Raw genomic sequence first — 22,993 nt, forward strand, 5'->3', positions numbered from 1 at the left:
AATCATAAAACAAAAGGCCGGTACTGGGTACCGGCCTTTTGGGTCGTTCTATGGAGTTGAAAAAACTCGCTTAGAACTTGGCGCGAACGCCCATGGTATAACGCGAACCAAACTGTTCAGCACTTAACAGTTGCTCAGCGTAGCGACCGTGGCGACGGGTGGTTTCATCGGTGATGTTAAGACCTTCGATAAATACCGAGACGTTGTCGTTAATGTCGTAGCTGGCGTTCAAATCCCATTGGCCATAGGCTTCGGTAAATGTCGGTTCATTGAAGTTCTGCGGCTGTCCAGTGCTCAACAGGAAGTCATCGCGCCAGTTGTAAGCCAGACGAATCTGGAAACCGCCTTTTTCATAGAACCCGATCAGGTTAGCCGAATCGCTCAAACCGGTCAGTGCTAGAGTTTGATCGAAAGAGGTGATGTCATATTCAACGTCAGCGTTTACCAAAGTGGCATTAGCAATTGCACCAAAGCCGCTTTCGCCAAACATATGCTGCAGATTTACCTCCCAGCCGTCAACTTCGGTGCTCTCCAGGTTTCCGGGTGTACCGACATCCCAAGTTACGACGGGGTCACCTGATTGTGACAGGCAGGCAGGGTTAGGTGTGGCTCCGGCATCGGGGCAACCTGGGCGGGCATTGACACTTGAGTCGCGCAGAGGTTCACCGTTTACATCCAAAATCTCGCGTTTTTCGACGGTCGAGCCGATGAAGTTATCCACATATTTCTTGAAGTAGCCCACTGAGGCATAGCTACCTTCGGCGTAGTACCACTCAACCGACAAGTCGATATTTTCTGACTCGTAGGGTAGTAGTCCAGGGTTACCCTGTGTGGCATTAAATGGGCCATTGGGGCGTGCAACGCTGATTTGCGTGGCGGGGAACATTGCCGAAATATCCGGACGCGACAAGGTTTTGCTGTAGCTGGCACGAGCCACCCAGTCTTCGCTAAGCTCGACTTTTACGTCCAGGTTAGGTAGGAATCGGGTGTAACCGCCTTCTAGGGTCTGATCCGATGGGTTGTTGTCGTAGATTACCTGTAGCTCTTCGGTGTTGCGGTAATTGAGAGCGATAATACCGTTTTGAACCGAGGTACCCTCGGTGTCGGTGTCTTCATAACGAACACCGGCATTGATAGTGATTGGTAGGTTGTTAAATTCAGTTTCTAAATCAAACGCTAAATAGGCGGCAACAGTCTCTTCTTTAACGCGATTGATTGTGGGCGGATTAACGAAAAAGTCGCCTTGTGCATCAATAATGTCGATGAATTCTGCCGCGTTGTAATCGACTAAGTAAGGGAACAAGCCACTGGTGTCGCCAAGGTCACTACCAAAATCACCTAGTTCGTAAAATTCAAGGTCGAGACCCGAGATATCTGCATTAACAAAACCAAAAGTGGCGGTATTGAGTGCATCGACATTGTACTCGGTGCTTTCTACACCAAAATGAATGGTGCGTAAGGCACCACTGTTGGCGTTATCCCATTCACCGGCAATTTTATATTGCTTAATGTTATTTTCAACTTCGTTGCCGCGTTTTTGGAACAGGTCAGTAACAATATTGTTTGGATCGTAAGCGTCTGCACCAGTTTCGGCTACCAGATCCGAATCATCGTAAATGATTGTTGGAAGACCAGTACCGTTTAGGTCGGCACCTATGTCTACCATGCCAACACCATCAAGGCGCGGGTTTTTCAGGTTGGCGATGGTTTCCGATTGTTCCCCATCAGGTTGGGAGTGCGAAGTTGAATCGTGAGCATCAAATGTCAAGGTTAAGTTGTCGGTCACATCCCAGGCAACATTTAGGCCAATGGATTCGTTCTCGGTCAGGTAATGATAATCCCATGCCCAGAAGTTTAGTTCGTCGTTGGGGTTGCGAATTTGGGTGGCGGTACCATTGGCATCGGTGATGCTTTCGGGGTTATCAAACCAGTAACTGGTGCGGTTCATGTCGATATTTTCTTCGTAGTTCGACATGACGTAATCAAGGGTCGCCGTCAGGCTATCCATCGGAGCAAATTGCAATACAACCTGGGCGTTTTCGCGTGTGCGGTAATGGTTGGCTACATCCGCATCAAACGTATATGGTGCCCAAAAGTTGTCATCTGTATCAGCGCTGCCCAAATTGCGAACCCAAGCCTGAGTGCCTACGCGTTGACTTTGGCTGTTGCGTTCGGCGTACGACCCAGAAACCAATAAGCCGAACATATCATCCAGGAAGGTGGTGCTAACCATGGCTGATACTTCAGGTGTTACATCATCACCTTCTTCGTTACTGGAATCCATCATCCCTTTTACGCTGCCGGCCATGGTAAAGCCGTCGTGGTCAAAGGGTCGGGCAGTTTTAATGTTGATGGTGGCGCCAATGCCGCCAGAGCTGATGTCAGCCTGGCCAGATTTGTAAACTTCAACGCCAGAGACGCTTTCAGCCGCAATTTCTTTAAAGTTAAAGCTGCGGTTAACGCCGTCAGAATCAAGGGCAGTAGAGTTGGGCATCTGGCGCCCATTCATGGTGACCAGGTTAAACGAAGGACCGAAACCGCGCACGGTAACCTGGTTTCCTTCGTTGTTTGAGCGATCAATAGAGACACCTGTAACGCGCTGTAACGATTCGGCGAGGTTGGTGTCGGGGAATTTGCCGATATCTTCGGCAGAGATTGCCTCTACGACACCGCTGGCTTCGCGTTTGATGTCCATCGCTTCGGTCAAAGATCCACGGATGCCGGTAACCACCACTTCTTCTAGCAGATCGGCGTCGTTGCCCTGAGCTGATACGTTGAAACTTGATGCGGCCAATATTGCAGCCGATAGTGTGCTTAGGTTAAATCGTGCGAGTTTAGCCATTAAAGCTCTCCCTTGTTTTGGATAATTATTGTATTAATGTAGCAAAGCTCGGCAGTTGTAACTGTCGGGCTCCCGCCGGCCCCGTGCTCTCGTGAAGAGTGTGTTGCTGGGACATACGGTTTCACAGCTATGGTTATCATCTATCTCTAGAGGCTTAGTGTCAACATAATATTGTCAACAATATGCCATTTTCATGTAGATTTTACTGCTTTGCCAGAAAGGGAGCAGGGCAGTGATAACTGCCCTGCGGATAAGGGTTGAAACTAGAACTTGGCGCGTATACCAAGGCTGTAGCGAGATCCATACTCTTCGGCATCAATCAGCTGTTCGCTATAGCGTCCATGCCGTCTAATAGTTGCTTCACCAACGTTGAGTCCTTCAATAAATACCGTAATGGCATCATTGATGTCATAACTGGCGTTAATGTCAACTTGACCATATTCTTCGGTGAAGGTGGGCTCGGTACCACTTTGATGCTGACCGGTACTGAGTAGGAATTCATCGCGCCAGTTGTAAGTTATACGTAACTGTAGGCCATTATTTTCATAAAAGCCGACCAGGTTGGCCGAGTCGCTTAGACCGGGCAGTACAATACTTTGGCTGTATGAATTGACGTCGTATTTAGCATCGCTATCTACGATAGTCGCATTGGCTATAACGCCAAAACCACTACTGCCAAACATGTGTTGCAGGTTTAGCTCGAGGCCATTGACTGAGGTGCTGTCGGCATTGGTTGGGGTGATCGCGGCCCAATTGATGATGGGATCCTGCGGCTGCGATAAGCAGGCTGTGTTGGTGGTGTCAGGGCAGCCTGGACGTGGGTTGATACTTGGATCGCGCAACGGCTCGCCATTCACATCGAGAATCTCAGTGGGTATTTGGTAAGCGGTAAGAAAGTTATCCACTTTTTTATCAAAATAACCGGCCGATAAATAGCTACCTGAGGCATAGTACCATTCTAGCGATAGATCGAAGGTTTGCGCTTCATAGGGCGACAGCTGAGTGTTGCCTTGATTGGCGTAGTAGGGGCCTCCGGGACGGGCGCTGGATATGTTGATCGAAGGAAACAGACCAGATAAATCCGCCCTAGCCAGTGCTTCACTGTAGGAAACCCGTGCCACCCAGTCTGACGATAAATCGATTTTCACATCAAGGTTGGGTAGTGTATGTGTGTAGCTGTGCTCTTGGTTGTAGGTGGTGGTGGCATCACTGTAAACGGGAGTGAGTGCACCTGTGTTGGTGTACTGTATGGCATCGATACCAGCTTGTGTGGCATTGCCGATTACTGTGGTGTCTTCATAGCGTAAGCCAGCATTGATCGTCACAGGCAGCTGCATAAGAAAGGTGTCGATATTTAACGCAATATAGGCGGCAAAGGTATCTTCCTCAATGTGGCTGTGCTGAGCGGGTGATTGAATTAGCTGATCTTGATCAGCAATAAGGGCTAGTAGCTCATCGGCACTGTAATCAACCAATTCGGGAAAGAGGTTTTCCGGCCCGTCGAGATGCTCACCAAAATCCCCACGGGGGTAAAAGTTAACTTCTAGATCGCTGATGTCAACCTGAAGGCCGTTGTTAACGTCGGCGGTGTGATAAGAGTTGACATCGTATAGGGTGTTTTCAACACCCACTTCGATACTGCGATGGCCGTTTTCAGTGTCGATACTCCAAGTTCCGGCTAGTTGAAATTGCTCGATATTGTTGTCAACTTCATACCCGCGTTGCTGGTATAGACCCGCAGATACATTGCTTTTATCAAATGCATCAGCGCCGGTTTGGCTAAGCAGAGTGGAGTCGTCGTAGATAAGGCTAGGCAGCTCGGTACCGTTTAGGTCGGCACCAATGTCTACCAGACCAACTGGAGGTAAGGCGTACCAGTCGATGGGAGTATTCAGGCTGGTTAGGGTTTCAGCGGGTTGGCCGTCTGGCTGTGAGTGAGATGTGGAATCGTGCGCATCAAATTTAAGCGTTAAGGCGTCGCTTACGTCCCATTCTATGTTTAAACCCAGTGATTCATTCTCTGTGCGGAAGTGGTAGTCCCAAGCCCAGAAGTTAAGTTGATCGCCGGGATTACGAATCTCGATGGCAGTGCCGTTGCTGTCTGTAACGCTTTGGGGATTATCGAACCAGTAGCTGGTGCGGTTCATGTCGATGTCTTCTTCATAGTTGGACATCACGTAATCCAGCGAGGCGGTGAGCGAGTCGGTAGGGGCAAATTGCAGCACTACCTGACCGTTTTCACGGGTGCGGTAGTGATTGGCCACTTCTACCTCAAAAGTGTTGGGGGCCCAGTAAAAACGGGCGGGATTTTGCTCGGTGTCAATCGCACTGGTATCGGCCGAACCCAAGCCTTGAATCCAACCTTGGCTACCTACCCGCTGACTCTGGCTGTCGCGTTCAGAGTACGAGCCGGCTACCAGTACGCCAAACATGTCGTCAAAGAAAGTGGTGCTGATCATGCCCGAGGCTTCAGGGGTTATGTCATCACCTTCTTTATTACTGTTGTCCATTATACCTTTCACACTGGCCGCGGCGGTAAAACCGTCATTGTCAAATGGGCGAGCAGTTTGGATATCGATGGTGGCTCCGATGCCGCCGGAGGTAAGATCCGCGCGGTTAGATTTGTAAACCTTGACGCCAGAGACACTTTCGGCAGCGATTTCCTTAAAATTAAAGCTGCGGTTCACTCCTTCGGAATTAAGAGCTGCCGAGGTGGGCATTTGCCGACCGTTAAGTGTTACCAGGTTAAACGTGGGGCCAAAACCGCGCACGGTAATTTCATTACCTTCGTTATTTGAACGGTCGATGGATACACCAGTTAATCGCTGCATAGATTCAGCTAAGTTGGTATCAGGAAACTTACCAATATCCTCGGCAGAGATCGCTTCGACAACGCCATTGGCATCGCGTTTAATATCCATCGCGTCCGTTAGCGAGCGGCGGATACCGATAACGATTACTTCGTCGATTAGAGCCATTTCTTCTTGTGCCCAGCTCGTACTTGTTGTCAGTGACAAAAGTGCGGCTGACAGTGCCGTCAGTTTAAAGTGTATAGGTGTACTCATCTACAGCTCTCCTTTAAGTGCTGATAAGGGTTCTTAGTTAGAATTAGGTCTACTAGAAATATATTTTTGTTATGAGGGGGGGCGGTAGTTGCCCTGACCGTATTGTATACAATAAATTGTATAATGTAACTGTCAGGGCGGCTAGAAAGGTTGTTATTGAAAGCGACGATGGTAGAGGGTTTTGTTAATACGTTGGGCTGCTTTCACCAGAGGGCTGTAAGGTACATCCGCGACTGACACAAACCCAACGTTATAGTTTTCGCCATCGTAGGCCCTGCCTGTGATGGGTGAGTCAAGATACTGGAACCAGTGCGTACCTACTAGGTAGGGGTTTTCCACCGCGCTGGTGACATAGTCGACGTACATTTCACCGCGATCGGCCTGAGATTCGGAATGAATCAAGCCCGGGTTAAACACGCCCGAGTCGGTGGCGCCATTGTGAAACTCACCGATAATTGAGGGTTTATCCAGCTCGGCCAAAAACCCAAAGAAGGGCTCGTTTATGCCTTCTTTGTAGTAGTTGTAACTCACTACATCGGCGTATTTGGCGGCGGCGCGGCGTATCTCGGGAGTCATGCCCCAGTCGGCAAAGCGCGCGCCCATATACAGGTAATCAGGCATATGTTGCTCAAGAGTATCGTGTACCACTTCAAAGTATTTCTCGGCGTAAAGCTGCAACAGCTCGGCAAAGTCGGCCAATTGCGCCTCTGTGTAGCCCTCGGTGGAAACGCCTTCACTAACACTTTGCCAGTTGGCAAAGTCTGTACCCCAGGCTTGGTTCAGTGCCGCAACCGAGTCGTAACGCTGCATTAGCCAGCGGCTAAAGGCGGCTTTGGTGGGGCTGTCGGCATCGCGGCGGGTGAGGGTGTTGAGCACAATGCCGTATTGGGATTCGACTGAGCCCATGGCGCCCCAGCTTTTTTCGTTGTCGATAAACACACCCACGCACCAAGGGTTGTTGTCCACCTCTTGGGCCACGCGTTTAATGGTGGCCTCGGCCCGCTCGGCAAACAGTGGGTCAAAGGGGTCGGGTAACGGGCTCCAATAATCATTGCCGCTGGAGACGGTTTTAAAGTCGCCGATAATCCAGCCGTTGGCAAAGTAGGGGATGCGATCCATCTGGTAAAATGCCGGATCAATCCAGTTACCAAACGAGGTAAAGCCCCACTGCAGCATACGGTCAACGGTAACGTCGCGCCAGGTGGCCATGTAATCGGGGGCATCGTCGGTTTTGTATTTGCGTTCTAGGTTGGCGCGGTAAAAGCTGTAGGTTTCGCCGCGCTCTACCGGGCCTGAGTGTACCGAGCGGCGGTAGCCATAGTGCGCCCCCAGCGGCTCATCGTATTCGGGTAGCCAGGTAAACATATCGGCGCGTACTGGTGACACAACGTGCCGGGTAGGCAGCGCTTTGTCGCTGACGCGGTTTAGGCCTTTGGAATCTTCCGGGGTTAAGTCATTGCTGCTGCGCTCATCCAGCAGGGTGTGATCAAAATCGTAGCCGGTTAGCGTGCTGGTGTTAGACATGCGCACATTGGCAATGCCATTGGAGTAAAACAGATAGCCGTTCGGGTCAACCAGGCTCCATTTTCCTTTATATTTGGCGGTGCGAAAGCGCCCGGTGGCTTCAAGTTTTGGGCCCTCTCGCCAGCCGCCAAAGCGCGATCGATCGGTTGGTGCCCCTTGAGACAATTGCTTCGCCTCGGCTGTTGCCTGACGGCGCATTTGCTCGGTGGACTCTACTTTGTAGGGCGTGTCGACTTTGTCGTTTTGGCCGAACTCATCTAAAAGGCCGGTTAAGTAGTCAGCGTCGAGAGATTTTGGGGCCACTAGTCGGACGTTATCGATGTTAACGGATTTATCTTGCAGCAAACCGCGCACCGTAAACGAAATGCTGGTGACGTTATCCACATCAATGACTTTGTCGCTATGGCGCCAAATCATGGGCTCGGCGCCGGTGATCCATGCTTTGGGGTTGGCGCGCAGACCCGTGTCGGTGGTTAAGTCGGCGCCGCGCAACTCCATATAGTAGGTGTTACGAGAATTTGCTGGCACCGCAAAGCTGCGGTTGTGTTGTTTGCCGTCGCCGTCTTTGGTTTTGGCGTAAAAGTGTATCGACTCATCGGCTGGGTTCTCGATGTCCATGGCAAAACCAAATGCCGGATATTGCCCCCATTGCCAGGGTTGTTCGGGGGTGAAAATTAAACTGGCTTCGTGATGCTGTTTAGACTGGAAGCTGACTTGCAGTTGTTGGCCATTCGGGCCGGGTACAAGAGTCAGGTTTGTGTTTTCAGATTTTAGTGCTTGCGGCAATACGGGTTGTTCAAAATTGTACAGTCGATACAGTGTTGTCAGCGACTCATCATGATCGCTCACTTGTTGGTGCGAGCAAGCGCTTAGTACCGCAATGCCAATGACACTGACGAGGGAATTGATTTTCATTGGGTCACCTCAAACGTTGGGTAGTCATTTAGGTCGTTGATAATGCCGGCAGCTTTTTGGGTTAATGCCTCTGCTTGAGCTGGGCTGTGTACCGGCGCCGCCAATCCACCTCCCACTCCTACCCCGCAGGCTCCGGCATCCATCCATTGGCGCACGTTGTTGACGTTGACACCCCCCACGGGGAAAAAGGGCGTATGTAAAAAAGGCCCGCGGGCCAGCGATGCCAGATACCCTGGGCCAAGCTCTCCTGAAGGAAAAAGTTTAATGATATCAGCCTGGACGTTTGTGGCTTGCACGACATCGGTGGGGGTCATAGCGCCCATAATAACGGGCACTTCGCGCTCGTGGGCAACTGCGACTATGTTGGCACAGGTATTGGGTGTCACCAGAAACTGTGCCCCGGCATCTATTGCCTCGCGCGCAAGATCTGATGACGTGACCGTACCTGCTCCCACCAAAAGGTTTGGATACTTGTGGCGAAGCTCGGTAATTTTTTCTTTGTATTGAGGAGTGTTGCTGGTAAGTTCAATAGCCTTTACCCCTCCGTTCATTAGCGCTTCCACGATGGCATTGGCATCATCGGCTTGCTTAAGGCGAATGATGACGACGAGTTTTTCACGCAAAAGTTTTTGAAGAATAGTTTGTCGGTTCATGACTTTATCTCAGAATATAACCGCCGGTTTGGCCGTCGGCAATGGCTTGGATATCTTCCCGGCTGCTTAAGTGTGGGTCACCATAGACGGCATGTGCTAAGGCAAACGCGGCATTGGCGAAATTAACAGTATCCTTTAAAGGCTTGTTTTTAATAATCCCATCCAAACAAGCGCTGGCAAAGGCGTCTCCTGTGCCCAGCCGGTCTAGAATATCGACACGTATCGTCTGGCTGCGGAAGGTTTCGTTGCGATTGGCAATAAATCCGCTTAACGTATTTTGACTGGCGCTGTGTGACTGTCGGCAGGTGGTGGCGGCTATCAACCCATAGGTGTCCGATAGGTCGCGCGCCGCTTGCGCCGCGGCCGCCTCCGGGGCTAGGTTATCGTAGGTTTGATTAAATACATCAGCCATTACGCCCGCATTTCCAAAAGCAATGTCAGCTGTTTTCAGCAACTGGGTAAAAATTTCCCCTGCGCGGGTACTGTCTTGCCACAGGCTGCGTCGAAAATTCATATCAAAACTAACGGTTAACCCTAATCGTTGGGCTGATTTTGCCGCGTCCAGAGTGACGTCGACGCAAGTATCGGATAGGGCCGGGGTAATACCGCTTAGGTGTAGATAGCGACAACCTTGTAATAAGTAAGGCCAGTCAAAATCATTACAACTGGATTCACTAATGGCGGAATGAGCCCGGTCATACACAACCTTAGAAGGACGCAGTGAGTGACCCAGCTCAATAAAATAAGTACCTAGCCGATCGCCGCCTCGGATAATATGTGAACAGTCGATACCGTAGCCTTGCAAACTGGCAATGGCCGCATCCCCAATAGTATTATTGGGAAACTTGGAGAGAAAGCGCACTGAATTGCCCAGAGCGCTTAACCCGGTAGCGACATTACTTTCAGCGCCAGCAAACTCCATTTTTAACTGGTGGGTGTGGCGCAGTGTTTCCCCAGGTTGGCTCGGGGAAAGGCGTAACATTAGTTCTCCAAAACACGCTATGGTCACGACTCAGTATCTCCCTGGGGTAGTTTGATGGTTTCAACCTTTCCGACTAAGAATAAATAAGAGCACAAACCTGTTATGGCCAGCGCGCCGATAAGAACCAGGGCCGGGCGAAAATCCCCCCCCTCGGTTAAATAGCCAATGGCAATAGGCACACTTACCGCCGATAACCCACCAATAAAGTTAAAGCAACCGCCCACCAAACCCACCATATGTTTGGGTGCGAGCAGCGAGACAAATACCCAGTTAATGGAGGCCAGGCCGTTGCCAAAAAAGGTAACTGATAAACAAACAGTGACCCAGAAGGTGCTGCTGACATAGTTGGCCGCAATCACCGTGCTGGATAACAACAAACCAAGAATGATGGGAGTTTTTCGGGCTACTTCGTTGGAGACACCACGGCGCACTAAAAAGTCTGAGAAAAAGCCCGACAGCAAAACACCGCAGAATGCTGCCAAAAAAGGCACAGAGGCTAAAAACCCGCTGTTTAAACTGGTGAGGCCACGCTCTTCTTCAAGATAGGTGGGAAACCAGGTAAGAAAGAAAATCAAGGTGCCGCCCAGGCAGAACTGACCGATATAAACGCCCCACAGTTTTCTGCTAGAAAATGCAATGCCTATGTTGCGCCAGCTTACTTTTGCCTGTTGTACTTCGGGTGTTTTAATCTCACCTTCATCGGTTTTGCTGTCGTCAGGTTCGCGGTACAACCAATACCAAATACCCGCCCAGGCAATACCAATCAACCCCGAAATAACAAACAGGCCACGCCAGGTAAAATACTCTTGAATAATCGCTAGTACCGGCATTAAAAAAGCCAAACCAATAAATTGTCCTGAGGTATAAATAGCGATGGCACTGGCGCGCTCTTCAGGTGGAAACCACTGAGTGACAATTTTATTATTGGCCGGGTAAGAGGGCGCCTCGAACACGCCAATCGCCATACGACAGCCCACCATGGCCGCCAGCGAGCTGACCAAGCCCTGTACTAAAGTGGCGAGTGACCAAGCGACAAGAATGACCGGGTAGAGAATACGAACCTTTACAATATCGACCACCATGCCGCCGGGAATTTGCATGATGGAATAGGTCCAGGCAAACGCTGAAAACAGAATGCCAATTTGCACTCGAGATAATTCTAGGTCATCGCCAATAGCGCTGGCGGCCACCGAGATGTTGGTGCGATCCATATAGTTGATGACCACACTGATAAAAATCAGCGATAAAACGGACGCTTTGGCCCGCAGACGTGTCGGGGTAACAGATTTGCTCATTATTGTTCTCTCTTTTACCAGTTGGTGTAACTGTTGTCGGGTTTAACCAAGCGCGGTGGCTCCCAGTACTTAAAAGTTTTTCCCTGCAGGGCGTCTTCATTGACATCGATGCCAAGGCCGGGGGCGTCCGAAAGATTAAAGTGGTTGTCGATCACCTCGGGACGGTTGATAAAGTAGCGATCGTAATCGCTTAGGTCGCCGTCGTAGGGAGCCAGCTCAAGCCAGGCTAAATTGCTGATGGCGGCGCAGTAGTGAATAGACGCCGCTGTGCACAATGGGCTTAACGGGTTATGTGGCATCATGTCGATGTAGGCGGTTTCGCATTGGGAGGCAATTTTTAATGCTTCGGTAAATCCGCCGGCGTTACAAATATCTACCCGGCCAAAGTTGGTCAAAGCACTGTTGACGTAAGGAGCAAAATCCCACTTGCTAGTAAACTCCTCGCCGATGGCGAAGGGGATGTCGGTCATCTGGCGCAGGTTTTGGTAAGCCGCGGGGCTCTCATCGCGAATGGGTTCTTCTAAAAAATCCAGTGTGCCCGCAGGCATCCGCGCGCAAAACGAGGCGGTTTCAGCCACATTAAGACGATGGTGATAGTCGACGCCGAGCACTGTCTCAGTGCCCAGAGCTTCACGGGCACGGGTAAGCCAGTAAGCGCCTTTGGCAATCGAGGCGCGCGGATCAAATACAGTGTTTTGATCGGGGCAACCGTGCTCGCCGGTGGTGGCGCGGATTACGCTCCAGCCCTCATCTTTAAGACGCAGTACGTCGTCTACAAAACCTTCGTCGTAGGCGACGGTGCTGGTGGCAAACAGCGGAATACGATCACGCTGTTTGCCACCCAACAACTGGTATACCGGCACGTTTAGTGCCTTGCCTTTGATATCGTGCAGGGCAATGTCGATGGCGGCAATGGCGGCGGCTAAAACACGGCCGCCTTCAAAGTAGGCGCCGCGATACATCTGTTGCCACAGAGCGCTAATATTGAGTGGATCTTGCCCTTTCAAAAATTCTTCGAAGTGAGCAACGGCGCCCATCACCGCTTGTTCACGCCCGGAAAGACCGGCTTCGCCCCAGCCGTAAAGGCCCCCGTCGGTTTCTACTTTGACCAAGCAGACATTGCGAAATCCGACCCAAAAACTGTAACTCTTGATTTGGCTAATTTTCATATCAGAGCCTGAATAAGCGCGACCAATACTCGCCGCTGGTTTGAATGTGTTGTGCCAGTTGATGCTGCAGCTTTGCGCCGTCGTCTTGTTGGAGTGACTCCAGCATCTGCTGATGCTCGATGATGGTGCTTTGCAACTTGGCTTTGCTGATGGGGAGTTTGGCGTGCAGCGCCTGCAACATTATTTTTTTGCGACGCCATAAATCCACTGCCATGGAGTTGTAGTGATGGCGGTACATCTCCCAATGAAACAGAGTATCTAACTCGCGAAACCGAGCGGCCTGATCAAGCGATAGCGCTTGCATGTCGTTAATTGTCTGCTGCAGCAATGCCAGATTCTCGGGACGGTGATGTTCAATAAACCAATCCAATAGGTAGGGCTCCAGAACCGAGAGAATCTCAAAGACATTGCGCATGGTTTCGAACTCGAAGCGAGCTACCCGGGCACCGCTGTTGCGCTGAAAGGTAACAAAGCCTTCGCCCTCTAATTGTTTTAAAGCTTCGCGCACTGGATTAACACTCGTGCCGTAGCGCTCGGCCAGAGCGGTGGTAACTAAGCGATCGCCGCTGACGAACTCGCCAAAAGCGATGTCGCTCAGAAGTTGTGCGTAGATGCTATCTTCGGGGTCTATTAAATAGGTTAGCGCCTGTTTTGCATTTTTCATCTGCACACCTTATTGTTTATTGTATGCAATATATTATAGGATTGTGTGCAATATCAAGCGGTGAATATGAAACTGACCTGAAGCGGATGGCTTTAGCTTTCTTATAATGCGATATAAATCAAGTACTAAGCGTAGCCTCGTGACTTGAATATATTGGAAGCAAAAGCGTTCTTTCTGTCTTTGGGTGGAAAATTCTAGATATAAATAGGATAAACATGTGCGCACAGTGACGTTCACTGTGCAAAGATTCTGATAGTCACATCCCTAAAAATGAAGCTATCTTAGAAAAGATTAGCCATAAATTAAGTCTACAGTTAAAAAGTAAGGTGCCTTTGAGTCGGCATTGATTATTTGTTAGTTGTATTTATCGTCAATCTGTGCAACTCTATGCCGTAGAATTCCACGGCATAGATATATTATGAAACCTTTCAAGTTGCGATCGACAAAAGAGCGTGGGTGGGTGAAGGAGTGGTTTCGCAAACTCATCATCAATGGAGAGTCGGATTACGGACTGGATGCCATTGCCCATGCACAGTCGGATGAGGATATTCAGCGTCTAATCAAGAACTTATTACCGGAACAGCGCAAAAAGCTTCAAAAAGCGCTATCTGCTCGAAGAGCTCGCCAGTCTGAACCGAGCTATCTGGTAAGTATTAAGGTGAGTCGCGAAGCGCGGGAAGGGTTAAAATCTCACGCCGAGAGTCAAGGAATCACCATGTCTGAATTACTAGAAGAGACGTTTGGCATTTGATGCTGGCTATGTCTAGTAACGCCTCTCTATCTGAGACCCGTTAAAAGTGCCCAATATTTCTGTTTCCACACTATCAGATCTTTTTTTCCGGCGAACGCTCGCATCAAACACTTTAATTGGTGCTAATGTGGGGGGCGTGTTCTGTAGAAGAATAATGGGCATTACTGCCGTTATTGTCTGGATAGTATCACCCATTATATTGGCTACCGGTTGAACTCGCACGTCTCGTCTAAGTCTCAATTGACTTGGTACTATAGGGCTAATGCTGTCCAAAAGCTGCCGGAGGGGTAAGGCTGCCATGCCATTCAAAGTTGAGGCCTCAGCCTCGATTCTCTCCAACAACTGCTGTTTGGTTTTAATATTTAACTTGCTTAGTAGCTGTTTTCTTTCCCAACTGAGCCCCACACTGCGAATATTTTCACTCACTAAGCACTTAACTGTTCGGTACAGATGAACGGTCATTATACCAGGGCGTGCCTCACGCAAAGCAGTGAACCTAGCCTGTCGAGTGGGTAGGGCCGTCACTTTCTGGCGCAGTGCGATCTTGTGATTGTTTATACTTGCTACACAATCGATAATAGCTTGAAGCTGTTCGTTAGATATATTGCTGGGCTGTATCCAGATCACCCCAACACATCTTCGGGCCACTTTTTGCGACAGGCCTTTTTTGATGTAGAAATCATTGTAGCTTCGAATGGCCTCATCAATGGCCACCTGGCCTTCCAGAACTTCACCGTCTACTGTATTAACAGGACGATCTTCCTGCCCCTTCATAATGTCGGGGATTTTGGTTACAAAGGCATGAGTAGGTTTGACGTCCCTGAGAAGACGGGTAAGCAAGTTGAGTTCTTTATCAATCCCACTGAGATGAGAAGAGATCTCATTTTTAGGTGAAGATGACGGAATTAGATCAAAGGATTCTATCGGCATGCCTACGCGCCCTAAGGTTAAATCATTAGACCAACATGCAAAGTGTTTAAGCCCACACTTATAAATTTTATCTTTTATTTTACCATTCACATAATAAAAATAATAAAAGTAAACACGATCGCTGCTCCGCATGTTGGTCTAAGGTGGCGTGTCAATCATGATATCAATATTTGGCAGGCCACGTTAGAGATAACAAGACCATAGTGCGTTATTTAGAACTTTCCTATTAATGCTTTCACAAAACAGCTTAAGCTTTTGGAGCATCAAAAGCATGTCAAGTTAACATAGTCGAAAGACCAAACTCGTCATCTTACACACTTAATTTTAATAGCATGACAAGCCGCTGTAGTATATCGTTCAGATAAGCGATTATCATTTTATCGGCTAGTTTTTTATCATTCAGCTGTTTGGTTGCGAAAAAGCAATGAGAGCAAAAAAGAAATCTAACTAGGGCAAGAGGTTTAAATAAAATTGGGGCTACTTAAGCATAAATCGCAAGCGTATCGTTATCAGTTCTTTGTCTGGGTTGTATTTATTGCACCCCTGAGCTTGTCGTATTACGCGGTTGGTGATGTGAATCAGTGTGCTACTTGTCATGCAGAGCAAGTAGCACAATGGCAACAGTCACATCATTATCACGCGATGGAGATCGCAACACCTAAAACGGTTTTGGGTGATTTTTCCAATCAAACTTTAGCCTACCAAGGAAGTCAGGTTGAATTTTCCACCCAAGAAAACGAATTGTATATTACGATGCCGAACTTAAAGGGAGAAATGCAATCATTCCAAGTTGAGTTCACTTTTGGTTACAAGCCTTTGCAGCAATATATGTTTAATGCGGGTAAAGGTAAGTATCAACTCTTTCCTTTTGCTTGGGACAGCCGCCCCGCTGAAGAGGATGGACAACGTTGGTTCGTTTTATATCCAGATCAATCTCCTAATGACGAATTTCATTGGTCTAATATGGGGCAAAATTGGAATCAAATGTGCGCTGATTGCCATTCCACAAATTTTAAAAAAGGTTTTGACCTAGAAAACTTATCTTACCAATCAAGCTACTCAACCATCAATGTCAGCTGCGCTGCCTGCCATGGAGAAGCGAAAGAACATTTACAATGGGCTGCTGGAGAAAAATCTATAGCTAATAAAGGCTACCCTACCTATATTGGCCCCAAAACACCTTTATTTCGGGCAGATGAGCAAGGATTAATGAAAGCCATCGCCAATATCAAACCAAGTCGCCAAATCCAAGTGTGTGCCAGTTGCCACTCACGCCGTGCCGCGCTATCAGACAGTTCTGGGCCAGACAATTTTCATCACACTTTCCGGCCTGCCCTAATTTCGCCAGATCTGTATCACTCAGACGGTCAAATTTGGGATGAAGATTATGTATGGGGGTCATTTTTACAGAGCAAGATGTTTAAGGCCGGCGTGACTTGCACCAACTGTCACAACCCCCACTCTGGAGAATTGAAGTTAGCCGAGAATCAAGTATGCACACAATGCCATTCGCAAGAGGTTTACGATAAGACTAAACACCATGGCCACAACGTGGGAGAAGCTGGAAGTGCTTGTGTTGACTGTCATATGCCAGCCACCACCTATATGCAAGTAGATCCAAGGCGAGATCATGGATTTAAAGTTCCACGGCCTGATTTAACTCAAAGCTTAAAAGTACCCAATGCCTGTAACAGCTGCCATACAGATAAAAACGCAAAATGGGCGGAAGATGCAATCCGCACTTGGCACCCGAATAGCCAATACATGGGACATGTACACTTTGCGCAAACTTTTCACAATGCAGACACCAATACACCTATAACAGGCAAGACGTTACTACAGATAGCCCAAGATTCAAACTATCCAGAGATTATCCGTGCATCTGCACTGTATCGCATGAGTCAATCTCAGGGGCAAAATACGGTAAAAGCGATTGCGCAAGCGGTACAAGATAATGATCCGTTACGACGTCAGGCGGCAATTGAGGCTGCAACCACATTCCCCGTGAATGAGCGGTGGGACATGCTAAACACTTTACTGAGTGATAAACACAGGCCAATACGCACTCAGGCTGCCCGAACTTTAGCACCAATGCTTCTTCAACCTTTGGATAAAAATGATGGTACGCGTCTGCGTGAAGCCCTAATCGAATACCGAAAAGAGCAAACTTATCAAGCTGACAGAGGCTTCTCCCATACCAACTTAGGTAACTTGGAACTGGAGCTAGGAAATTTAAAAATTGCTGAAAAGCATTTATTGACAGCTATTAAAGTAGAACCAATTTTTATTCCTGCTTATGTAAATTTAGCTGATTTGTATCGCGCCCAGGGGAACGAAGCGATGGTGCAGGAGGTTCTTAAGAAGGCTCTTTCTGTGAATGACCAAGCATCTTCAGTGCATTATGGGTTGGCAATGAGTTATATTCGCCAGGGACAAAAAAAAATTGCCCTGCCTGTATTAAAAGCTGCAGCTCAGGCACCTGATACAAATACCAACATAATCTATGCTTATGCGTTGTTACTGCAGGATCAGGGAAAGATGATCGCTGCTATCTCACAACTTCTAAAAGCCTACCATTTAGAGCCGAAAAACTCCGATATAATCTATACTTTATCGCGCTTTTATGCTGCCGAAGGTCAGCTCGATCTTGCACTTTTTTATGCTAAAAAGCTTAGTGACCTACTGCCTAACAACCCTCAAATACAGCAAATAATCTGGCAGCTAGAGCGACAAAATAAAGAGTAATCAATCAGCGAAATTGGTCTAATAACTGGTCAATCTTCTAGCGGCCTTCTATTAAATACGACTCCAAGTTATTTCTTTTTTGTTTTACAAGGGATGGGGGGGGGGACTTCCTGCAAACTTAAGACACGAACAACGCAAAATCGTGAAATACAACCATTTGCTCTACAACGTAAATGCGATGACCGCAGTGTTCAATCAATTGAAGCCAGAAGGGCACAATATCACGCGCGACCAAATGGCCGTATTCTCGCCGTACCACACCGAGCACTTAGTCACATGGAGAAGCTTGGGGCTTGACCAGACCAAGCAGGTCAAGCCCATGACTTTTAACCTGCTTATTGATTAATTCATTAAATTCAACGCTTTTACCGGCCAAACCTCATTACCTTTTTAACTAAATCATCTCGTCTATAGGTTTAACAGGGAGTGATTGGTTGGTTGATTTCAACTTACCTGCATGTTGGTCTAAATCATTTAGTATTAGCCAATAATGCTTGTCATGGACAAAAACCTCTATCTTATTAGACCCTTGGGTCTGCTCTGTTCTGCTTGGGGGTGGGCTCTCTGTGCTACTTTCAAGTGAGGTAAAGATGTTGTTATGTAGAGCCTCGTATTGATTCCTATCAGCATAGAGTTTCTAGTCCCGAGTCCTAATTAACCCTCGCCGAACACCCACCTCAACAATTAGACTTATATACTGGCCTTTATATATATCTATAAATCAGTATAATGGCCTATTAAATTAATCCGTATCTTGAGCTGTTTATGCAGAGAAGACCTTACTCACGTTGTTACGTTTTCGCGGTGGACCCTTCTGGCAAGGTAGCCCTTGCTGGCGAGTTAGAAATGATGCGCACCGGCGGTAGCTTCAAATATAGCGCCTCGTGGCTGGCGCGCGCCGATCGTTATGCACTGGATCCAGAAAACCTTCCTCTCGTTCCCGAGAAGCAGTATTGCGATAACACTAATGGAGTGTTTCCCGTCTTTTCCGATGCGGGTCCCGATGACTGGGGTAACCGGGTCATGTTGCAGCGCCATGAAAGCCAACCGCGCAATGAGATTGAACGGCTACTACGTACCAGTGGTACTGGCGTGGGTGCGTTGCGTTTCTCTTTGTCCCGTACCCGCCCCAAACCACCCCCCCCGGCTCAAGACATTGCCCTGCTGGAAAGGCTCGCGATTGCGACTGAGTCAATCGAAAAGGCCGATGAGCTAAGTCCAGATGAATTTAAACTGATAGAACATGGCTCCTCCATGGGGGGCGCCAGGCCCAAAGCAGTCGTAGCCGATGGCGATAACGAGTACATCGTGAAATTCTCTAAGCAGGGCGACCTACTACAGGATTTACCTCGAGTGGAATTCGCCACTATGACTTTACTGGCCAAAGCGGGTTTAAACGTCCCCGAGGTTAGAATCCAGAATATCGGTGCCGACCGCACTGCGTATCTTATTCGTCGGTTCGATGTAGAAGCCGGCAGAGTGGTGCGTCACTACCTATCCGCCCACGCTCTTTTCAACAAAGAGCGTCACAAAAAATACGCCGATGGTCATCACGATGATCGAGGATATATCGCCCTCAGCCGCAAAATCCGTAGTCATTGTCAAAACCCCACCCAGGATTGCGTCGAGCTGTTTGATCGCATTGTTGCCAATGTTTTGCTGGGCAATTCCGATGACCACCCCCGCAATCACGGTTTTGTCTACGATCTAAATCACGGCCATTGGGGCCTGGCACCACTTTTCGATGTTGTGCCCATACTCTCTGCTATGGCGAAACCGCAAGCCATGACCATTGGAACCGACGGATACGAGCCTTCGGTAGCCAACATACTAAGTTGTGCGCAGGCCTTTGGACTCAGTCAGCACGACGCGCTTAAACGAATAGGTGGGCTGGTTGAGATTTTGGCTACCTGGGAGAAACATTACCAATCCTGTGGCGTTTCCGCCGCGGATATCCGCCAGCTTAAAAGGCTAATAGGTACGAGAATTAAAGAAGCGCGACAAGCGCTTGGACAAATTTAATAGAGCGCTAGATCGCAGCAAAGGTACAAATACCATGGCCGAAAAAAAATACCTAGCCTCTCTCAGCGAGAACGCCAGAAACTCCCTAGAAATACTCGGAGAGAACATTGCAATCGCGCGTAAAGCGCGCGGCTGGAGCCAAAAAGAAGCTGCAGAGCGATTTCAGATGAGTAAAACGACCTTGGTCGCAGTGGAGAAAGGCGACCCTAAATCCAGCATAGGCTCCTACCTCGCCGCACTTGATATCATGAATCTGCTTGATGGCCTAGATAGTATTGCCGCCTCCCATCGTGACCCTATAACCCGAGCAGCAAGGATAACTCCAAAACGATAAGTAATAGGCGTTTACACACTTGGCAATCCCTTGTCGATGGGAACGCATATATTTTGGGTGGTTATTGTTTGTAATCCCCCATTTTAAACAGCCTTGGATTATTGGGGGGATTACAATTCGTCTAGCTGAACAAGACGAATCACACCACCATTCCACTGCCAAATGGCACTTCCAGCACTCTCAACCCTAAGTGTATGAGTGCCAGCGGTGAGTGTAACGGGAGTGTCGAGACTAAAGGTTTGGTATGTATCCCAGCTTCCGGTAGTGGTAATCGCAATCTGACCGACTTCAATGTCATCAATCATGAAATTTGCCGCTAAACCAGACTCAGTCGGAGACGCCACATCGACCTCTAATCGATAAGTCCCCGCCTCCGGCACAGTAATACTGTACTCACCCCAATCACCCAAGGTGTTATGAGTGATGCTGCCCCCGGCGGCAGGGTTGAATCCATCAATGCTATCATCGGCGACTGGCTCGCCCTCCTTGCCAGTGGCAAAAAAGGTATTAAAGTCGGTGGTAATCGTGGCGCCAGCGCTCGAAGAGGAAGCACCCTCATCACCGCTGCCAGGCGTCATTGAGACGGGTTTGTAAACCCTAATCCAATCCACATAAAAACGGTTTTTATCCGGATCCAAAAGCTCTTCATCTGTGGCCTTAATACCGTCATCTGAACGCCAATCCTGGTCCTCCGCATCAATAATGATTTGCATTTTCTTACTCAGACCGGTACCGCCGGTATAACCATTAGGGTCTATAATATCTTCGCCCGAGACAGTGCGAACCAGCTGTCCATCAATGTAATATTCCAAATGCCAAGGGTCGCGCCAGTACATACCAACCCGGTTAAACTGCTCGCGCCATAAGCGGCCATCTGTGTACCAAGAGCCAGAATCTTTGGGTTGGTAGTCCTGAAACGGCTCACGAATAAATACATGGTGCGACAAGTGCATTCGCTCCGCAAACCAAGTTTGATCTGGGCGACCGCTACCGTAAGCTTCGACAATATCAATTTCTTCGGTAGAATCGGCGCTTAACATCCAAACGGCATTAGCCAGCACCTGGTCCATGATTTTAACGCTGGCCTCTACGTAAACCGGATATTGAATACTGCCCTTGGAGTGGATTGCACCCGTGTACACCTCGTCAGAGCCAGGTTTACGGCTGGCCTCGATGATCAACTTCCCATCCATCACGGCAGAGTTAGGAGCATGGTAGTCTGTGAGTCCAGGCCCCTGCCAGCTATTAATAAAACCTTCAGACCAACGTTCGTAGAAGTCCTGGCCTTTGGCATCGCCGGGGGCGGTATAGCTGAAGTCGTCCGACATAGCGTCAACCAACTCCCAAGTATTACCTGTGCCTGGGTCTGCAGGTACAGGCAAATCGCTCCAGTCCACACCTGCCGCGGCATCACTACTAGAAGACTGCTGACTAGACGAGCCAACTTCATCACTACTGGCCGAAGACGCACTACTGACAACTACGCTTGAACTGCTACTTGATTGAGATTGGGCAATTGAGGATGACCCCTCACTGGAGCTGGAAGAACCACCTCCACCACAACCGTAAAGCACCGTACCCATAAGGATAGCGAGAAGCGGCAAGAGCAACTGTCGTAAGGAGCGAAAGTAGATATAAAACATACAGAACCTTTTGAGTCGATAGCTTTAAAGCATGGATTGTTAGGACACGAACGCCACCACAATCAAACAAAGGCTCATACTTTCCTAAATACCGTCAATTGTCAACAATCATCAATAACAAATAATCCATAAGCCATCCCGTCCAGTAGACCACTCCCACGTAAAAATTTGACACGAGTAAGCCTAGGAGAGAGAACACTTGGGAAGTCCAGATTTGTCGAATAAAAGTGGAATATATCGCTACTTACATATCAAAGAACATGACTAGCTTAGGGGTATTAAGGAATTTTCTTATTGAGAACAAAAAACTACTTAACTCACTGTCCGGAAATACTTGACCACTACATTCTCCATGGGGGTGTAACTTAGGGTTCATAACCCCGTCTTCTCCATGCACGTGGATGTGTTTCTTCATGGGGGTGTAACTTAGGAGTCGTAAGCCTATCTTCACCACGCATATGAAGGTGTTTCTACGGGCCAATATCGGCTTCTCATAAAAGGAAGGCGCCATAGTAAGCTCATTTTGTATCAGTATCAGTTTAAGTATCACTTGTTAGGAGCTAGCGGGACGCGCTTCCTTTTGATTTATAAGGAAATAATCTTTTGCGCCTATATCAAATGACAATAAAAGCTCAATTTTTGTATCAGTTCCTATATCAGTTAACCTAATGGACGTTATCACCACACCCTCAACCACCAGCTCTCTGACCAGTATAGTCTTCATAGTGACCAATGCTGTGAATATGTACAGCATATCGGCAGCAACTCAGACAGCGTCAAGGGGTTTTACATGTGCGGGCGAATTTTTGTGGCTCAAACGCCAGGAGCGGCGGAAATGCTCAGGGTGCTGGATTTAGGCCATTACCAGCTGCCAACCAACAACAATGTGGCGCCGACTGAGCCAGTACCGGTCGTCTTCGCCCTCATGGAGGTGTTTCTCCCTGGGAGTGTAACTTAGGGTTCGTAACCCTGTCTTCTCCACGCATATCGAGTGTGGGCCCAGATAAAATTAAGACCTCGTAGACATAAGGTCGTGGCTCCACCAGATCGACAAACGCAACACCTGATCTTGGGCACTCACAACTCTACCTTTACAGATGAGAGTTACTTTTTTGTGTGAAAATCAATCGTCATCGGTAGAACAGGGAAGGTTGCTGTCTTGTACGGCATTTTTTGGTTGCATGAATGAATTAATGGCAGTTTTGAAGCTAATACTAATGGGAGGGCAACGAGGCTTTTCTTTTGATTTTAAAGGAAATCCGTGTTATAACTATTATAACATTTATAACTATTATAATTATTATATAACTAATATAAGGATCGCCTCAGTTTACTGAGCCATCCGTGCGAAATCCGCGATAACCCCTCTCGTTTTCGCTTGCCGTGGGCGGCAATCCGCTTGCCATACGTGGCAAAGTCGATATCCTCAGCGGCAATGTAGGTGCCAGTGCTTCGCACA

The 22,993-nt window shown here is 48.4% G+C and carries 15 protein-coding genes; 5 read left to right on the plus strand and 10 right to left on the minus strand.

Translation table 11 applies throughout. The features are described from left to right. Nucleotides 1–70: 70 nt before the first annotated feature. The 8 genes from Q4526_RS09010 to Q4526_RS09045 form a co-directional block, all read right to left on the minus strand. A complete protein-coding gene (locus Q4526_RS09010) occupies nt 71–2,842 on the minus strand; it encodes a TonB-dependent receptor (protein WP_215976736.1) in 2,772 nt (923 codons plus the stop codon). A gap of 263 nt (nt 2,843–3,105) precedes the next feature. Continuing rightward, nucleotides 3,106–5,907 (minus strand): TonB-dependent receptor, encoded by a 2,802-nt coding sequence (locus Q4526_RS09015; protein WP_215976737.1) that lies wholly within the window; start codon nt 5,905–5,907, stop codon nt 3,106–3,108. A gap of 153 nt (nt 5,908–6,060) precedes the next feature. Next, entirely contained in the window at nt 6,061–8,346 is a 2,286-nt protein-coding gene (locus tag Q4526_RS09020) for a beta-galactosidase (RefSeq protein WP_215976738.1), read from the minus strand. Then, nucleotides 8,343–8,999, minus strand: coding sequence for a bifunctional 4-hydroxy-2-oxoglutarate aldolase/2-dehydro-3-deoxy-phosphogluconate aldolase (locus tag Q4526_RS09025; protein WP_215976739.1), 657 nt, complete (start codon nt 8,997–8,999; stop codon nt 8,343–8,345). The genes Q4526_RS09020 and Q4526_RS09025 overlap by 4 nt, the downstream gene beginning before the upstream one ends. Nucleotides 9,000–9,003: 4 nt before the next feature. Next, nucleotides 9,004–10,008: a sugar kinase gene (locus Q4526_RS09030; protein WP_303609598.1), complete on the minus strand. Its 1,005-nt coding sequence runs from the start codon at nt 10,006–10,008 to the stop codon at nt 9,004–9,006. Continuing rightward, nucleotides 10,005–11,276: an MFS transporter gene (locus Q4526_RS09035; protein WP_215976741.1), complete on the minus strand. Its 1,272-nt coding sequence runs from the start codon at nt 11,274–11,276 to the stop codon at nt 10,005–10,007. Before Q4526_RS09035 ends, Q4526_RS09030 begins: the two co-directional genes overlap by 4 nt. Nucleotides 11,277–11,290: 14 nt before the next feature. Beyond that, entirely contained in the window at nt 11,291–12,445 is a 1,155-nt protein-coding gene (locus Q4526_RS09040; protein ID WP_215976742.1) for a mandelate racemase/muconate lactonizing enzyme family protein, read from the minus strand. A gap of 1 nt (nt 12,446) precedes the next feature. After that, nucleotides 12,447–13,109, minus strand: coding sequence for a GntR family transcriptional regulator (locus Q4526_RS09045; RefSeq protein WP_215976743.1), 663 nt, complete (start codon nt 13,107–13,109; stop codon nt 12,447–12,449). A 418-nt stretch (nt 13,110–13,527) separates the two neighbouring features. On the opposite strand from Q4526_RS09045, the gene Q4526_RS09050 reads away from it, so the two are divergent. Continuing rightward, entirely contained in the window at nt 13,528–13,860 is a 333-nt protein-coding gene (locus Q4526_RS09050) for a hypothetical protein (RefSeq protein WP_215976744.1), read from the plus strand. Nucleotides 13,861–13,872: 12 nt separating this feature from the next. Here the strand turns inward: Q4526_RS09050 and Q4526_RS09055 are convergent, their stop codons facing one another. Continuing rightward, nucleotides 13,873–14,922 (minus strand): DNA replication terminus site-binding protein, encoded by a 1,050-nt coding sequence (locus tag Q4526_RS09055; protein WP_215976745.1) that lies wholly within the window; start codon nt 14,920–14,922, stop codon nt 13,873–13,875. Between the two features lie 339 nt (nt 14,923–15,261). Between Q4526_RS09055 and Q4526_RS09060 the strand changes: the two genes are divergently transcribed. The 4 genes from Q4526_RS09060 (at nt 15,262) to Q4526_RS09075 (ending at nt 19,891) form a co-directional block, all read left to right on the plus strand. After that, complete coding sequence (locus tag Q4526_RS09060; protein ID WP_303609599.1) at nt 15,262–17,535, plus strand: tetratricopeptide repeat protein; 2,274 nt, start codon at nt 15,262–15,264, stop codon at nt 17,533–17,535. 79 nt (nt 17,536–17,614) lie between these two features. Continuing rightward, complete coding sequence (locus tag Q4526_RS09065; protein WP_303609600.1) at nt 17,615–17,881, plus strand: Tn3 family transposase; 267 nt, start codon at nt 17,615–17,617, stop codon at nt 17,879–17,881. A gap of 419 nt (nt 17,882–18,300) precedes the next feature. Then, nucleotides 18,301–19,557 carry a type II toxin-antitoxin system HipA family toxin gene (locus Q4526_RS09070; RefSeq protein ID WP_215976746.1) on the plus strand — a complete coding sequence of 419 codons (1,257 nt, stop codon included), beginning with the start codon at nt 18,301–18,303 and terminating at the stop codon, nt 19,555–19,557. A 34-nt stretch (nt 19,558–19,591) separates the two neighbouring features. After that, nucleotides 19,592–19,891 carry a helix-turn-helix transcriptional regulator gene (locus tag Q4526_RS09075; RefSeq protein WP_215976747.1) on the plus strand — a complete coding sequence of 100 codons (300 nt, stop codon included), beginning with the start codon at nt 19,592–19,594 and terminating at the stop codon, nt 19,889–19,891. A gap of 110 nt (nt 19,892–20,001) precedes the next feature. Here the strand turns inward: Q4526_RS09075 and Q4526_RS09080 are convergent, their stop codons facing one another. Continuing rightward, complete coding sequence (locus tag Q4526_RS09080) at nt 20,002–21,534, minus strand: carbohydrate-binding protein (RefSeq protein WP_303609601.1); 1,533 nt, start codon at nt 21,532–21,534, stop codon at nt 20,002–20,004. Nucleotides 21,535–22,993: the final 1,459 nt, after the last annotated feature.

Source organism: Gilvimarinus sp. 2_MG-2023 (assembly GCF_030547685.1).
GTDB lineage: Bacteria > Pseudomonadota > Gammaproteobacteria > Pseudomonadales > Cellvibrionaceae > Gilvimarinus.

Excerpts from the sequence above, each read along its gene's own strand:
- Q4526_RS09070 (WP_215976746.1), top strand. The coding sequence starts at position 18,301 with ATGCAGAGAAGACCTTACTCACGTTGTTACGTTTTCGCGGTGGACCCT.
- Q4526_RS09045 (WP_215976743.1), bottom strand. The coding sequence starts at position 13,109 with ATGAAAAATGCAAAACAGGCGCTAACCTATTTAATAGACCCCGAAGAT.
- Q4526_RS09015 (WP_215976737.1), bottom strand. The coding sequence starts at position 5,907 with ATGAGTACACCTATACACTTTAAACTGACGGCACTGTCAGCCGCACTT.
- Q4526_RS09020 (WP_215976738.1), bottom strand. The coding sequence starts at position 8,346 with ATGAAAATCAATTCCCTCGTCAGTGTCATTGGCATTGCGGTACTAAGC.
- Q4526_RS09055 (WP_215976745.1), bottom strand. The coding sequence starts at position 14,922 with ATGCGGAGCAGCGATCGTGTTTACTTTTATTATTTTTATTATGTGAAT.
- Q4526_RS09040 (WP_215976742.1), bottom strand. The coding sequence starts at position 12,445 with ATGAAAATTAGCCAAATCAAGAGTTACAGTTTTTGGGTCGGATTTCGC.
- Q4526_RS09010 (WP_215976736.1), bottom strand. The coding sequence starts at position 2,842 with ATGGCTAAACTCGCACGATTTAACCTAAGCACACTATCGGCTGCAATA.
- Q4526_RS09075 (WP_215976747.1), top strand. The coding sequence starts at position 19,592 with ATGGCCGAAAAAAAATACCTAGCCTCTCTCAGCGAGAACGCCAGAAAC.
- Q4526_RS09025 (WP_215976739.1), bottom strand. The coding sequence starts at position 8,999 with ATGAACCGACAAACTATTCTTCAAAAACTTTTGCGTGAAAAACTCGTC.
- Q4526_RS09050 (WP_215976744.1), top strand. The coding sequence starts at position 13,528 with ATGAAACCTTTCAAGTTGCGATCGACAAAAGAGCGTGGGTGGGTGAAG.
- Q4526_RS09080 (WP_303609601.1), bottom strand. The coding sequence starts at position 21,534 with ATGTTTTATATCTACTTTCGCTCCTTACGACAGTTGCTCTTGCCGCTT.
- Q4526_RS09035 (WP_215976741.1), bottom strand. The coding sequence starts at position 11,276 with ATGAGCAAATCTGTTACCCCGACACGTCTGCGGGCCAAAGCGTCCGTT.